A 14,048-nucleotide genomic window follows, 5' to 3' on the forward strand; every position below is an offset into this window, starting at 1 on the left:
GCGGCCAGTCGCCGCGAGGGGCGGCCGGGATGGACGCACGAGCGGCCGGGTGCGCTGACGGGCGTTTCAGGACTCAGCCTCTGCGCGGCGGGCGGCTGCGCGCTCATCCGATTCGGTGATGGCGCCGATGAAAGGCGTGGGGATTCCGCCGGGCACAGCTCTGCGGTCGGGCTCGGCTGTTGTCCTGCCTGGCGGCTGCCGCCTCCAGCGGTCTCGACAGGCTCTCGGTGTCGCGCCGACTTGTCGGTGGTCTGTGCCAGTATCGGCGGATCGGATGCGGGTGGTGGGAGGTTGGTGTGGGGTCGATGGTGTCCAACGATGACGACGCGATGATCGAGAACGCCGGGCCCCGGCGGATTCTCGGCATAGCGGTGCCGACGCTCGGTGTGCTGGTCGCGGAACCCCTGTATCTGCTGTTCGATATCGCGGTGGTCGGGCGGCTCGGTGCACTGGCGTTGGCCGGGCTCGCCGTCGGCGGGGTGATCCTGGGGACGGTGAGCACGCAGTTGACGTTCCTGTCCTACGGGACGACGGCGCGGGCGGCTCGGCGCAACGGTGCAGGCGACCGCGCGGGGGCGGTCGAAGAGGGTGTGCAGGCCAGTTGGGTCGGCCTCGGGATCGGCATCGTGATCCTCGCGGTGATCCAGCTGTTCGCGGGCCCACTGTGTTCGGTGCTCGCCGGCGGTGGGGCAATCGCCGACGAAGCGCTCACCTGGGTGCGGATCGCGCTCTTCGGAGTGCCGTTGATCCTGCTGTCCATGGCGGGCAACGGGTGGATGCGTGGGGTGCAGGACGTTCGGCGTCCACTGCTGTATGTCGTTGCCGGCCTGGCTCTTTCAGCTGTGCTGTGTCCGGTTCTGGTGTACGGATTACTCGGCGCGCCACGGATGGAGCTGGCCGGATCGGCGGTGGCCAACCTCGTCGGCCAAACGGTCTCGGGTGCACTGTTCGGTTACGCCCTGCTGCGGGAACGGGTTTCGTTGCGACCACGCCCGTCGGTGATGCGCGCCCAACTGGTCCTCGGCCGCGACCTCATCGTGCGCAGTCTGTCGTTCCAGGTGTGTTTCGTCTCGGCCGCCGCCGTCGCGGCCCGCTTCGGCGCCGCCTCGGTCGCCGCCCACCAACTGGTGCTGCAACTGTGGAATTTCCTCGCACTGACGCTGGATTCGCTGGCCATCGCCGCCCAGACCCTGGTCGGTGCGGCGCTCGGCGCGGGCAACGCGCGGGGTGCGAAGGGCATCGCCCGGCGCGTCACCACCTGGTCGGGGATATTCGGACTGGTCCTCGCCGGAATCTTCGCCGCCGGTGCCGGCGTGCTGCCCCTGCTGTTCACCGACGACGCGGCAGTGCTCGACCGGACCCATGTGATCTGGTGGTTCTTCGTCGCCATGATCCCGGTCGCGGGCGTCGTCTTCGGCCTCGACGGTGTCCTCCTCGGCGCGGGCGACGCGGCCTTCCTGCGCACTGCCACCCTGGCGGCGGCCCTCGGCGGATTCCTGCCCCTGATCTGGTTGTCCCTGGTCTTCGACTGGGGCGTCGCGGGAATCTGGACCGGCTTGGTCGTCTTCATGCTCGCCCGGCTCCTCGCAGTCGTCGCCCGTGCCCGATCCGGACGCTGGGCCAAGGTCGGCGCCGAACTCCCACGCGAAGCCGCCTAGCTGTCCCATCAGTCGAGCCGGGTCGGGCGTTTCGAGCGGAATTCGGTTCGTCGGCGGAAATGTGGGTAGTGCCGGTTCGTCGCCGATGACCTACCGTCGGGTGGACGACCTGGACCAGACATGGAAGGCGAAACCGGAGTGCACGAGTGGATTTCGAAGACCGGGCGGGTGATCCTCGCGGTGGTCTTCGTACTGGTCGCGGTGGTCGTTGGGCTGCCCGCGACGGCACAGGCGGCACCCGAGACACCGGGTCGGCTGGTATCGCACACCGCTCAGCCCGCCGGGTGGGGCGAATGGTCGCGGGCCTCGATCGTCGAATACAGCACCGAGGCTGTCACCGGCGGCACCACGAATTCGGCAGGGCTGCTGTTGCTTCCGGACACACCCGCCCCGGATGGCGGATATCCGGTCGTCGCCTGGGACCACGGCACGAGTGGCCTCGCGCCGCACTGTGGGCTCACCACTTCCAAGGCGGCGCACGAGCATTCGCTGCTGCAGTCGTTCCTCGACCGTGGCTGGGCCGTGGTCGCTCCCGACTATCTGGGGCTTTCGGCCGGGGCCGACACCGTGCACCCCTACCTGCACACTCGCACCGAGGCGACCGCGACCATCGACCTGGTGCGCGCAGCCCAGGCAGCCGAGCCCGACCTGTCGCGCAGCTGGGCTGTGGTCGGTGGTTCCCAGGGCGGGCACGCCGCGCTGGCCACCGGCAACCTCGCCGCCGATTACGCCCCCGAACTCGACTTCCGGGGGACCGTGGCCTTGGCACCGGAATCCCATTTCGAAGAAATCCTGTCCCGGCTGGGCCCCGGCGTCCCGAACCTTCCGGTCGTCGACCGGCTGGTCGGCCCGTTCGCGGGCATGCTCGCCGGGTTGCGCGCCGCCCGCCCGGACCTCGACGTGAACGGCGCGCTCACCGAGCGAGGCCGCCAGGTGGTCGACGCGATCTCGACCAGCTGTGTGCGCGAGTTCGACCGTGCGGCGGGCACCGCCTCGCTCGGGTCGCTGCTGGCCCGGCCGATCACCGAGGGCGGCATCGGCGCGGCCCTGCGCGACTACATGGTGGTGCCGACCGTCGGTTACCGGCAGCCGATCCTCATCGCGCACGGTGCCACCGACACGGTCGTCCCGCTGCCGATGACCCTCGCACTGCTGTCGCGCATGCGGGCGGCGGGTACCGACGTGGAGTTCGCCCAGTACCCGGGCGGCCACGAGGAGATCGTCGTGGAATCGCGTGATCGTGTGCTCGACTTCGTCGACGAATTGCTGGCCTGACCGGTCCCGCCGGGTGAACCGGCGGGCCGCGAGAGCTAGTCGGGGTCTTTCATCAGTGAGCCCACGGCGATGGCGCCTCCGACCAGCGCGAGCGGGACCAAGCAGAGGAAGCCGAATATGTCGCCTCGCTCGTTGATGTCTTCCTGTTCGTCGCGGTTGTGGCGGGCCGAGTTGTTGGTGACGCAGATGTCGTCGGCGTCCATGACCTCGGTGCCGCAGCGGACGCCGGAATCGTCCTCGCTCATGCCCATGAAGGCGATACCGCCGAAGAACACCATGATCGCGATACCGATCACGAAACCCATCACCCGCATCGCCGGAGTCGATTTCTCGGCGGCGGCCGATGCACGAGCGGCCGGGACGGGCGGCATCGGGGGCATCGGCTCGGCCTGCGGTCTCGGCGGCATCGGCTCTGCCCGCGGCGTCGGCGTCAACGGATTCGCCTGCGGCGTCGGTGGTAGCTCGAGCCCGATGTCGCGCGCGAGACCGGTGATCCCGTCTGCGTAGCCGTCACCGAGGTGGCGAAGTTTCCACCGGCCCTGATGACGGTAGAGCTCCACCGTCCTGACCAGTGTCTCGGCCGTGAAGCCGCTGCTCACCGCGACGAACTCCTCGCCCTCGCCGCGCACGACGCTGCGCACCTGGCTGCCCGCGAACCCTTGCCTGCCCGTGGCCGCGGCGACGACGACCCGCGCGATACCGGCGTCGACCAAGGCGGGATCGATTCGCACCGACCCCTCCGTGACTTCGACGGCACCGTCAGCAGAAGGGTCCGCGCCAGGAACCACCAGGTCGCGGCCGTCGCGCAGGCGACCGTTGGCGTCGAGACCTACCGCCAGCACGCGCGGCGGCGGGCCGTCGACCACACCGACCCGGACCTCGACACGCCCGCCGGACAGCACACAGTTGCCCCCTTTTGCCAACAACACCAGATCCCCCGAAGCTCTTGTGGCACAACGCCATGTGCGAAAAGCCTAACCCTTGTGCGCGGCGTCGGCAGGCTGTGTTCCGAAGAACCCGGACGCCCGTGACCGACGGGGATGGGCCGGTCGAGGGCCGATGTGTCACTGTGGACAGGTGAATCCGAAGTTGTGGGCGGTCAGCGATGTGCACGTGGGGCACCAGGGCAACAAGCCGATCGTCGAGCAGATCCGGCCCGACTCGCCGGAGGACTGGCTGATCGTCGCCGGTGACGTGGGGGAGAAGGCCGAGGAGGTGCGGTGGGCGCTGGAGCTGCTGCGCGGCCGCTTCGCCAAGGTGATCTGGGTGCCGGGCAACCACGAACTGTGGACCACGCCCAAGGACCCGGTGCAGATGCACGGCGCCGCCCGCTACGACTACCTGGTGGCGATGTGCCGTGACCTCGATGTCCTCACCCCGGAGGACCCGTTCCCGGTGTGGAACGGGCCGGGTGCGGAGAAGTTCGGCGGCAGCGTCACGCTCGCCCCGATGTTCCTGCTCTACGACTACTCGTGGCGGCCCGCCGGAACCGGCACCAAGGCCGAGGCGCTCGCGGTGGCACGGGAACGCAATGTGGTCGCCACCGACGAATTCCTGCTCCACCCGGACCCGTACCTCACCCGCGACGCCTGGTGCCACGCCCGCGTGCAGTACACCCAGCGCCGCCTCGACGCCCTGGCGCCGGACACCCCGCTGGTGATGATCAACCACTTCCCGCTGGTCCGTCAGCCCACCGACATCCTCTTCTACCCCGAGTTCTCCCTGTGGTGCGGCACCGACCTCACCGCCGACTGGCACACCAGCTACAACGTGGTCTGCTCGGTGTACGGCCACCTCCACATCCCGCGCACCACCCATTACGACGGTGTCCGCTTCGAAGAGGTGTCGCTCGGCTACCCGCGCGAATGGAAGCGTCGCGGCATGCCCGACCCCCTGCTGCGCCAGATCCTGCCCGAACCGGTCTACGCCGAGGGCGACCTCAACGCGTGGGGTGGCCACTTCACCGTCACCCCGGAGATGGAAGCGGCGGCAGAGGAGATGCGTGCGAAGGCCGACCGCCGTCGGGGCATCTGAACCGGGGAGTTCGGATTTGCTTAGAAGGTCCGCCACTGATTTGGTGATGCACATGGGTAACTCATCGGGTACGGGCGCACTCGCCGCCTCCGTCCCGCCAGCCGCCGAACATGCCGGTCCACCACCCCGGTCTGGCCGTGAGACTCGGGGAGGCGGGCGTGCTTGAGAAACTGTTGCCGTGGGGGGTTGCTACCTCGGAACTGCTGGCGTACCCGGAGGACCTGAAGGCGCATCCCGCCGAAGAGCACCTCATCGCGAAGTCGGTGGAGAAGCGTCGTCGCGATTTCATCGGTGCCCGGCATTGCGCGCGAGTGGCGCTCGAGGAACTCGGTGAGCCGCCGGTCGCGATCGGCAAGGGTGAGCGCGGTATGCCGCTGTTCCCGCGCGGTGTCGTCGGCAGCCTCACCCATTGCGACGGGTACCGTGCCGCCGCGCTCGCGCATGCGCTGCGGTTCCGTTCGGTCGGTATCGACGCCGAGCCGCACGGTCCGCTGCCCGAGGGTGTGCTCGACTCGGTGAGCCTGCCCGCCGAACGCGAGTGGCTCGCGGGCACCCCCGATGACGGGCTGCACCTGGACCGGTTGCTGTTCTGTGCCAAGGAGGCGACCTACAAGGCCTGGTTCCCGCTGACCCTGCGCTGGCTCGGTTTCGAGGACGCCCACATCACCTTCGAGATCGATTCCCGCACAGCCGATTCCGCCACCGGGACGTTCCACACCAAGCTGCTCGTCCCCGGTCTCACCACCGACGGCGGAATCCCGCTGACCACGTTCGACGGACGTTGGATGATCGCCGACGGGCTGATCCTGACCGCGATCGCGCACGGCTGATGGCAGCGCGTACTCCGGCCGTCGACCCGCTCGGCGGGTTGGTGATCGTGGACAAGGACGGCGGCTGGACCAGTCACGACGTGGTGGCGCGCAGCCGGAAACTGTTGCGCACCAAGAAGGTCGGCCATGCCGGCACCCTCGATCCGATGGCGACCGGGGTGCTGGTGCTCGGCGTCGAGCGGGCGACGAAACTGCTCGGTCAGTTGATCCTCACCTCCAAGGCGTACACCGCGACGATCCGCCTCGGTCAGTCGACGATCACCGACGACGCCGAAGGCGAGGTGGCCTCGACGACACCCGCACTGCACGTCACCGACGCCGGCATCGCCGCCGGGGTCGCCGCGCTCACCGGCGACATCCAGCAGGTGCCGGCGACCGTCAGCGCCATCAAGATCGACGGCGAACGCGCCTACGCCCGCGCCCGTGCGGGCGAAGACGTACAACTGGCCGCCCGCCCGGTGACCGTCTCCCGCTTCGACGTCCTCGCCCGTCGTGAATCCGGCGACTTCGTCGACCTCGACGTGGAGGTCGACTGCTCCTCGGGCACCTACATCCGCGCCCTCGCCCGCGACCTCGGCGCCGCCCTCGGCGTCGGCGGCCACCTCACCGCGCTGCGCCGCACCAGGGTCGGCCCCTTCACCCTCGAACACGCCCGCACCCTGGACGAACTGGCCGCCGCGGCCGAAGCCGAGCAACCGCTGCTCAGCCTCGACATCGACACCGCCGTCCGCACCGCCTTCCCGCACCGCGACATCGACGAAGCCCAGGCGATCGACCTGCGCAACGGGCGCTGGCTCGAACCTGTCGGCATCAAGGGCGTCTACGCGGCCATCGACCCGACCGGCCGGGCCATCGCCCTCCTCGAGGAGAGCGGTAAACGCGCCGCCTCGGTCATGGTCGTCCGCCCCCAGGGCATCGGCGACTGATTTCGGCGCTGTTCGCGGAGAAGGGTCAGCGAACGGTCTCGCCGGTGGAGTCCAGGTCGATCCGGATGGTGAGCAGATTCGTACCGAGCAGGCGAACCATCGCACTGTTGATCCGGGGCAACTGCCGCAGCCGGGCGCGCGCGTCGTCGTCGGGGAGCGGTCGAGCTGTCCCGGTGTACCAGCGGGAACGTAGCTGGAGGCGTACACGGGGGTCGGCATCGATATTGCGGACGTAGGCCGAGTCGCGGCCGTGATCGCTGACCATCCAGAACGTCGAGCCGACGAGACGTCCACCGATCGGCGTGCGCCTGGCCAGTCCTGAGCGACGGCCGGTTGTCTCCAGTAGTGCGTTGCCCGGAATGCGGCCGACCAGTGGTTTCGCCAACGGGTTGGCGAGGTAGCGGTGAACCCATGTGACGATGCGTCGCTTGACCTGCGAATACGTCATGTTTGCCTACTTTGTCGAGACGGAATGTCTAGACAAGAGTGTTGTCGAGACTGTGCGTTCCGTCAACGGTAGAATCCTCGATGTGGTCTCGAAACCCTGTCGCGTGCACACCGGTCGCAAGCGCAATGACGCGGCGCGGCAGGCGATTCTGGATGCCGTGCCTGCTCTGCTTGCCGCCGCCGACGGCACCGACATCACGATGACCGAGATCGCCGCGGCGGCGGGTGTGGGCAAGCAGACGATCTACCGTTGGTGGCCCTCTCGCGGGGTGTTGCTGCTCGACGCACTGAGCGCGTGGGCGGGTGCCGAAGTTCCCGAACCGTCCGGTGCAACGCTCTCGGAGGACCTCGACACGTTTCTGCGCGCGACCTTCGCCGCCGCGTCGACGCCACCCGCTCACCATCTACTGTGTGCGATTCTTGCTGACGCACAACGTGATCCGGAGACGTCCCGGCTGCTCACCGACTTCGCCGAGACCCGCCGCGCCGCCTTGCGCCGCATCTTCGACCGTGCCCGCGTTCGCGGCGAACTCGCCGACGGTACCGATACGGAACTTCTGATCGATCAGGCATTCGGGGTGCTCTGGTATCGGTTGGGTGTGCGCCGCGCACCGCTGACCGCTGAACTGGCAGCCCAACTCGCTGCCACCTTGGCCGAATGCGCCGCTGATTAGTCACGCGTGCGCGGGATCGCACGGTCGTTCGACGCCCCGACCGGGTCACGGTCTTGCGCCGCAGGGCCCGGTGACTGATTTCGGCTGTGTCATGGCCTCTGGACGAGGGCTAACGGGTCGACGACCTTGCTCGATAGCCTCGGTATATAGCCGACGGCGTCGTAGAGGTGGACCATGGGTGCGGTACGGAAAGCCTTGATCGGCGTTGTCGCAGGGGCGGTGGTCCTGCTTGCCGGATGTGCGTCCGACGAGCCTCGGGTGGTGAACCCTTCGCGCGTGCCGTCCACTCTGGCTCAGCCTCCGGTGGCGACACCGCCCGATGCGGCGATCACTGTGGGTCCGGTCGAGGCGACCACGGGAGGGCCTGCCACGCGTACGACGGCGGCTCGGCCGAGTCCGCCGCCGACACCGGCGACGGGAACCATCGTGCTGCGCACCGAAACAGTGTCGGGTGTCGCGGTTCCTGATGTGCCGGTGCATCTTTCGCGTCAGGAACCGTGTGATCCGGCAGCCCACGACATCCCGGTGGGCGAGACCACCGAGACCCAGCGGCTCGACGCCGTGACCGACGGCGACGGCCGCGCCGTCTTCACCGTGCCGGTGGGCTGCTACTACTTCGGCATGACCGCCCCCGCCGGGACGAATCCTGTTCCGGAGGGCATGCATTCGGCCTTCCTCACCACCGCCGGATCAACCGTCGACGGCCTGCTGCGCTTCCAGGACACCGCGGGCCCCTGCCACCCCGACGGCATCTCCGCCGACCTCGGCATGCTCGACAACGCCGCCGTCATCGACTGCGACGGAACCTGGGCCGTCATCCGCTTCGCCACCCCGGGCGACAACCAGCGCATCATCCGCCGCGTCGACGGCACCTGGACCACCTACGTCCTGTTCCCCCACGAAACCTGCTGGGCCACCGCCGAATCCGACGGCGTCCCGGCCCGGCTCCGTCCCTACTTCACCTGCTGATCAGGCGGTCAGCCAGATGGCTTCGGCCGCGAGGGTGCCCAGTTCGGTGGGGGAGTCGGCGGTGGCGATGCGGACGGCGATGGTGCCGGCGAAGTCGCGGCGTTCGGCTACCTCGATGGGGGTGTCGAGGGCGATGCCGACGGAGTCGAAGTAGCGCAGCATCTCGGGGTCGGAGTCGGAGATGCGGGCGACGCGACCGGATTCGCCCGCGGCGAAGTCGCTGAGGCGGCGGGCCGGGGGTGTGGGGACGGCGCCGTCGACCGAGGGGATGGGGTCGCCGTGTGGATCACGGTCGGGGTGGCCGAGTTTCGCGTCGATGCGCGACACCAGCAGTTCCGACACCGCGTGCTCGAGGACCTCGGCCTCGTCGTGCACCTCGTCCCAGCCGTAGCCGAGTTCGTTCACCAGGAAGGTCTCGATGAGGCGGTGGCGGCGCACCATGGCCACGGCGGCGCGACGGCCGTGGTCGGTCAACGTGATCGCGCCGTAGCGGGCGTGCTCGACCAGGCCCTGGTCGGCGAGCTTGCGCACCGCCTCCGACACCGTCGAGGCCGACACGCCGATGCGCTCGGCGAGCAGCTTGGTGGACACCTTCTCCTGCGACCACTCCTGCGCGGTCCAGATGACCTTCAGATAGTCCTGTGCCACCGCCGACAGCTCGGGCGCGATCGTAGCGGTGACCTCGAGTCCGGCCTCTCGTTTACCTGGCACGTTGTCAATGTTAGGCATCCCTGGCCCGAATCACACATCGGCGAACCGGCCACGATCGCATCACACCGGAATTCTGTTCGCGCACCGCTTTGCGTAGGCTTCGCTCTGTGCAGAGATGGCGAAGTCTCGACGACGTGCCCGCGGACTGGGGACGTTGCGTCCTCACGATCGGCGTGTTCGACGGGGTACATCGTGGACACGCGCAGCTCATCAGCCGTGCGGTGGCCGCGGCGAAAAAGCGTGGCGTGCCCGCGGTCCTGATGACGTTCGACCCGCACCCGATGGAAGTGGTGCGCCCTGGTTCGCATCCGGCCCAGCTCACCACCCTCACCCGGCGGGCCGAACTGGCCGAGGAACTCGGCATCGACGTGTTCTGCGTGATGCCGTTCACCCAGGAATTCATGAAGCTCACCCCCGCCGGTTACGTGCACGACCTGCTCGTGGAGCGGTTGCACGTCACCGAGGTGGTGGTCGGCGACAACTTCACCTTCGGCAAGAAGGCCGCGGGCACCGTCGACACCATGCGTGAACTCGGTGCGCGTTTCGGTTTCGAGGTCGACGGGGTGACACTGCTCGGTGAGCACGCCGTCACCTTCTCGTCCACCTACATCCGCGCTTGCGTCGACGCGGGCGATATGGCCGCGGCCGCCGAGGCCCTCGGCCGCCCGCACCGCGTGGAGGGCGTGGTCGTGCACGGCGACGGTCGTGGACGTGGACTCGGTTTCCCGACCGCCAACGTCGCCCCGCCGATGCACGCCGCGATCCCCGCCGACGGCGTGTACGCGGGCTGGTTCACCGTGCTCGGCGCCGGTCCGACGATCGGCACGGTCGAGGCGGGCGAGCGGGCGATGGCGGCGATCTCGGTGGGCACCAACCCCACCTTCTCGGGACGGTCGCGCACGGTCGAGGCCTATGTCCTCGACGGTGAGGCCGATCTGTACGGCCAGCACGTGGCGGTCGACTTCGTCGAACAGTTGCGCGGGATGCGCAAGTTCGAGTCCATCGACGAGCTGGTCGAGGCCATGGGCCGCGACGTCGAGGCCGCCCGCAAGGTGCTCACCGCCGCCGAGGTCTGAGGCGGATTCAACCGCTCACCAGCGGCGGTGTAAGGTGGCTCCTCGGGTTTGCTGCGGTCCGCGGTGGCGCCCATCCCGGGTGACCGGACATTCGAGCGCGGAACTGAAAAATAGGAGTCGAGCCACATGGCGCTGACCACTGAGCAGAAGTCGGCCATCCTGGCCGAGTACGGCCTGCACGAGAAGGACACCGGTTCGCCGGAGGCGCAGATCGCGCTGCTGTCGAAGCGGATCTCGGACCTGACCGAGCACCTCAAGCAGCACAAGCACGATCACCACACCCGCCACGGCCTGCTGGCCCTGATCGGTCGTCGTCGTCGCCTGTCGAAGTACCTGCAGGCCAAGGACATCAACCGCTACCGTTCGCTCATCGAGCGTCTCGGCCTGCGCCGCTGATCTGCTACGACACGCCTCCACGCTGAGGCGGTCGGCGAGTAGCCAACAGGAAGAAGTACACTTCTTTCTGTTGGCTATTCGTGTATTCGGAGACCATGGGGTTTCCGGGTGCACTACAACATGTGACAGCCGTGTGCATCCGTCCACGTGGCGTCGGTCTTCGGTAGTGGCCTTTCGGCAGGCGATGTTCTACCGCCGTCGGGCTTCGATCGATGACCGCCACCGCGTCGCCGCTTCCAAGGGGATACGGCCGGGTGCTGCGCGTGACAGCCAGGAGGGTTGTCGCGTGTCCGTGTCCGGTACGGCTGACGAAAAGCTGGTTCGCGCCCATCAGGCGAGTACGCCTGGCATCGGCCGCGCGAATCGGCGAGACGAGAGGTCGAGAGAGAAATATGACGCAGACAACTGAACGTGCATCGACTGCGGTCGAGGTAGAGCCCGGTGTTTTCGAATCGGTCGCGCTGATCGACAACGGTAGCTTCGGCACCCGCACCATCCGCTTCGAGACCGGCCGTCTGGCCAAGCAGGCCGCCGGCTCCGTCGTCGCCTACCTGGACGACGAGACCATGCTGCTGTCGGCGACCACCGCCGGTAAGCACCCCAAGGACCAGTTCGACTTCTTCCCGCTGACGGTCGACGTCGAAGAGCGCATGTACGCCGCGGGCCGCATCCCCGGCTCGTTCTTCCGTCGCGAGGGCCGTCCCTCCACCGACGCGATCCTGACCTGCCGCCTGATCGACCGTCCGCTGCGCCCGACCTTCATCGACGGTCTGCGCAACGAGATCCAGGTCGTGGTCACCGTGCTGAGCCTCGACCCCCAGGATCTCTACGACGTGCTGGCCATCAACGGCGCCTCGGCGTCCACCCAGCTGTCGGGCATCCCGTTCTCGGGTCCGATCGGTGGCGTGCGTGTGGCCCTGATCAGCGGCCAGTGGGTCGCGTTCCCGACCGTCGAGCAGCTCGAGGGCGCCGTGTTCGACATGGTCGTCGCCGGTCGTGTCACCGAGACCGGTGACGTCGCCATCATGATGGTCGAGGCCGAGGCCACCGACAAGGTGATCGACCTGATCGCCGACGGTGCGCAGGCGCCGACCGAGGCCGTGGTCGCCGAGGGTCTGGAAGCCGCCAAGCCGTTCATCGCGCGCCTGGTCCGCGCCCAGGCCGACCTGGCCGCGCTGGCCGCCAAGCCCACCCAGGAGTTCCCGCTCTTCCCGCCGTACGGCCCCGACGTGTTCGAGGCTGTCGAGGGCACCTCGAAGATCGAGCTGAACCAGGCGCTGAGCATCGCCGACAAGCAGGCCCGCGAAGCCAAGATCGATGAGATCAAGGTCGAGGTGCTGTCGCGTCTGGGTGAGGACTTCGCCGGTCGTGAGAAGGAGCTGGGTGCCGCGTTCCGCTCGGTCACCAAGAAGCTGGTCCGCCAGCGCATCCTGACCGACGGCTTCCGCATCGACGGTCGCGGTCTGGCCGACATCCGTGAGCTGTCCGCCGAGGTCGACGTGATCCCGCGCGCCCACGGTTCGGCGCTGTTCGAGCGTGGCGAGACCCAGATCATGGGCGTCACCACCCTCGACATGGTGAAGATGGCCCAGCAGGTCGACTCGCTCGGCCCGGAGACCTCCAAGCGCTACATGCACCACTACAACTTCCCGCCGTTCTCCACCGGTGAGACCGGTCGCGTCGGTTCGCCGAAGCGTCGCGAGATCGGCCACGGCGCCCTGGCCGAGCGCGCGCTGATGCCGGTGCTGCCCTCGCAGGAGGAGTTCCCCTACGCCATCCGTCAGGTCTCGGAGGCGCTCGGCTCCAACGGCTCCACCTCGATGGGTTCGGTGTGTGCCTCGACCCTGTCGCTGCTCAACGCCGGTGTGCCGCTGAAGGCGCCCGTCGCGGGTATCGCCATGGGCCTGGTGTCGGACACCATCACCAACGACCAGGGTGTCGACGAGGTCCGCTACGTGGCCCTCACCGACATCCTCGGCGCCGAGGATGCCTTCGGCGACATGGACTTCAAGGTTGCCGGTACCCGTGACTTCGTCACCGCCCTGCAGCTGGACACCAAGCTCGACGGCATCCCCTCGCAGGTGCTGGCCGGTGCGCTGAACCAGGCGCACGACGCCCGCACCACCATCCTGGACGTGATGGCCGAGGCCATCGCCACCCCGGACGAGATGAGCCCGTACGCCCCGCGCGTCACCGCGATCAAGATCCCGGTCGACAAGATCGGTGAGGTCATCGGCCCCAAGGGCAAGATGATCAACCAGATCACCGAGGAAACCGGCGCCAACATCTCCATCGAGGACGACGGCACCGTGTTCGTCGGTGCGACCGACGGTCCGTCGGCCCAGGCCGCGATCGACATGATCAACGCCATCGCCAACCCGCAGCTGCCCAAGGTGGGCGAGCGCTTCCTCGGCACGGTCGTGAAGACCACCGCCTTCGGCGCGTTCGTCTCGCTGCTGCCGGGCCGCGACGGTCTGGTGCACATCTCCAAGCTGGGCAACGGCAAGCGCGTGGCCAAGGTCGAGGACGTGGTCAACGTCGGCGACAAGCTGCGTGTGGAGATCGCCGATATCGACAACCGCGGCAAGATCTCGCTGGTCCCGGTCGAGGACGAGGCCGCCGCGCCCGCCGAGTCGGCCGACTCCGAGGACTCCGCCGCCGAGTAACTCCACTCACCGCGTAAGCCCCCCGCCGAGCACGATGGCGGGGGGCTTCGTCGTGTTCGGGGTGTAGTGGCGTGAATCACTCGGATGCAACGGTGATGCAACGTTGGCTCACCTAGTGTGTCTTGACACAGTACGAATCTGTGGCGGCAGCAGTGACGTAGCCCGTGGGTGCACCGGGCAGTCGGCTGCCCGTTCGGCGTGTGCGGCCGGGTTGCCCGTCGCCGTCGCGTTCTGGTGAATTACTCCCGAGTACGAGATTTTGACGGAATCTGGTCCGGTTTATTATCGAAACGAATACGCTTCAGTCGTCTACGGGCGCGTGTGTCGGGTGTCGGGGTTGACGATGGAGGTCGGGAGATAACCGAGTCATTGCTGGTTGTGTGGCG

13 protein-coding genes are annotated in these 14,048 nt (G+C 68.1%); 10 read left to right on the forward strand and 3 right to left on the reverse strand.

The genetic code is table 11. From position 1 onward, the window contains the following. Positions 1 to 305 precede the first annotated feature (305 nt). Positions 306 to 1,658, forward strand: coding sequence for an MATE family efflux transporter (locus AB0I19_RS06530; protein ID WP_357145370.1), 1,353 nt, complete (start codon positions 306 to 308; stop codon positions 1,656 to 1,658). Between the two features lie 138 nt (positions 1,659 to 1,796). Further along, the gene (locus AB0I19_RS06535; protein WP_357145372.1) at positions 1,797 to 2,933 is read left to right on the forward strand and encodes a lipase family protein; all 1,137 of its coding nucleotides are present in this window, start codon (positions 1,797 to 1,799) and stop codon (positions 2,931 to 2,933) included. A 35-nt stretch (positions 2,934 to 2,968) separates the two neighbouring features. On the opposite strand, the gene AB0I19_RS06540 is transcribed toward AB0I19_RS06535, so the two are convergent. Continuing rightward, positions 2,969 to 3,859 (reverse strand): TerD family protein, encoded by an 891-nt coding sequence (locus tag AB0I19_RS06540; RefSeq protein WP_357145375.1) that lies wholly within the window; start codon positions 3,857 to 3,859, stop codon positions 2,969 to 2,971. 151 nt (positions 3,860 to 4,010) lie between these two features. Between AB0I19_RS06540 and AB0I19_RS06545 the strand changes: the two genes are divergently transcribed. From AB0I19_RS06545 to truB, 3 genes are all read left to right on the forward strand, one after another. Beyond that, complete coding sequence (locus AB0I19_RS06545; RefSeq protein WP_357145378.1) at positions 4,011 to 4,967, forward strand: metallophosphoesterase; 957 nt, start codon at positions 4,011 to 4,013, stop codon at positions 4,965 to 4,967. A gap of 158 nt (positions 4,968 to 5,125) precedes the next feature. Continuing rightward, positions 5,126 to 5,797, forward strand: a complete 672-nt coding sequence (npt, locus tag AB0I19_RS06550; protein WP_357145381.1) for a 4'-phosphopantetheinyl transferase Npt — start codon at positions 5,126 to 5,128, stop codon at positions 5,795 to 5,797. Further along, positions 5,797 to 6,723, forward strand: coding sequence for a tRNA pseudouridine(55) synthase TruB (gene truB, locus AB0I19_RS06555; RefSeq protein WP_357145383.1), 927 nt, complete (start codon positions 5,797 to 5,799; stop codon positions 6,721 to 6,723). Before npt ends, truB begins: the two co-directional genes overlap by 1 nt. A gap of 25 nt (positions 6,724 to 6,748) precedes the next feature. Here truB and AB0I19_RS06560 read toward each other — a convergent pair whose 3' ends face one another. Beyond that, positions 6,749 to 7,171 (reverse strand): nitroreductase/quinone reductase family protein, encoded by a 423-nt coding sequence (locus AB0I19_RS06560; RefSeq protein WP_357145386.1) that lies wholly within the window; start codon positions 7,169 to 7,171, stop codon positions 6,749 to 6,751. On the opposite strand from AB0I19_RS06560, the gene AB0I19_RS06565 reads away from it, so the two are divergent. Next, entirely contained in the window at positions 7,152 to 7,844 is a 693-nt protein-coding gene (locus AB0I19_RS06565; RefSeq protein ID WP_357145389.1) for a TetR/AcrR family transcriptional regulator C-terminal ligand-binding domain-containing protein, read from the forward strand. The two genes, AB0I19_RS06560 and AB0I19_RS06565, sit on opposite strands and share 20 nt — an antisense overlap. Positions 7,845 to 8,120: 276 nt before the next feature. After that, a complete protein-coding gene (locus tag AB0I19_RS06570) occupies positions 8,121 to 8,813 on the forward strand; it encodes a hypothetical protein (RefSeq protein ID WP_357145392.1) in 693 nt (230 codons plus the stop codon). On the opposite strand, the gene AB0I19_RS06575 is transcribed toward AB0I19_RS06570, so the two are convergent. Continuing rightward, on the reverse strand, positions 8,814 to 9,542 hold the full coding sequence (locus AB0I19_RS06575) for a metal-dependent transcriptional regulator (protein WP_067636417.1): 729 nt from the start codon (positions 9,540 to 9,542) through the stop codon (positions 8,814 to 8,816). Between the two features lie 89 nt (positions 9,543 to 9,631). Between AB0I19_RS06575 and AB0I19_RS06580 the strand changes: the two genes are divergently transcribed. The 3 genes from AB0I19_RS06580 to AB0I19_RS06590 all read left to right on the forward strand — a co-directional run bounded on the left by AB0I19_RS06580 (position 9,632) and on the right by AB0I19_RS06590 (position 13,662). Next, positions 9,632 to 10,600 carry a bifunctional riboflavin kinase/FAD synthetase gene (locus tag AB0I19_RS06580; RefSeq protein ID WP_357145395.1) on the forward strand — a complete coding sequence of 323 codons (969 nt, stop codon included), beginning with the start codon at positions 9,632 to 9,634 and terminating at the stop codon, positions 10,598 to 10,600. Between the two features lie 126 nt (positions 10,601 to 10,726). After that, positions 10,727 to 10,996 (forward strand): 30S ribosomal protein S15, encoded by a 270-nt coding sequence (gene rpsO / locus AB0I19_RS06585; RefSeq protein WP_067492627.1) that lies wholly within the window; start codon positions 10,727 to 10,729, stop codon positions 10,994 to 10,996. 392 nt (positions 10,997 to 11,388) lie between these two features. Further along, the gene (locus tag AB0I19_RS06590; protein WP_357145398.1) at positions 11,389 to 13,662 is read left to right on the forward strand and encodes a polyribonucleotide nucleotidyltransferase; all 2,274 of its coding nucleotides are present in this window, start codon (positions 11,389 to 11,391) and stop codon (positions 13,660 to 13,662) included. The last annotated feature ends 386 nt before the right edge of the window (positions 13,663 to 14,048 follow it).

Source organism: Nocardia sp. NPDC050413 (genome assembly GCF_040655475.1).
GTDB lineage: Bacteria > Actinomycetota > Actinomycetes > Mycobacteriales > Mycobacteriaceae > Nocardia > Nocardia coubleae.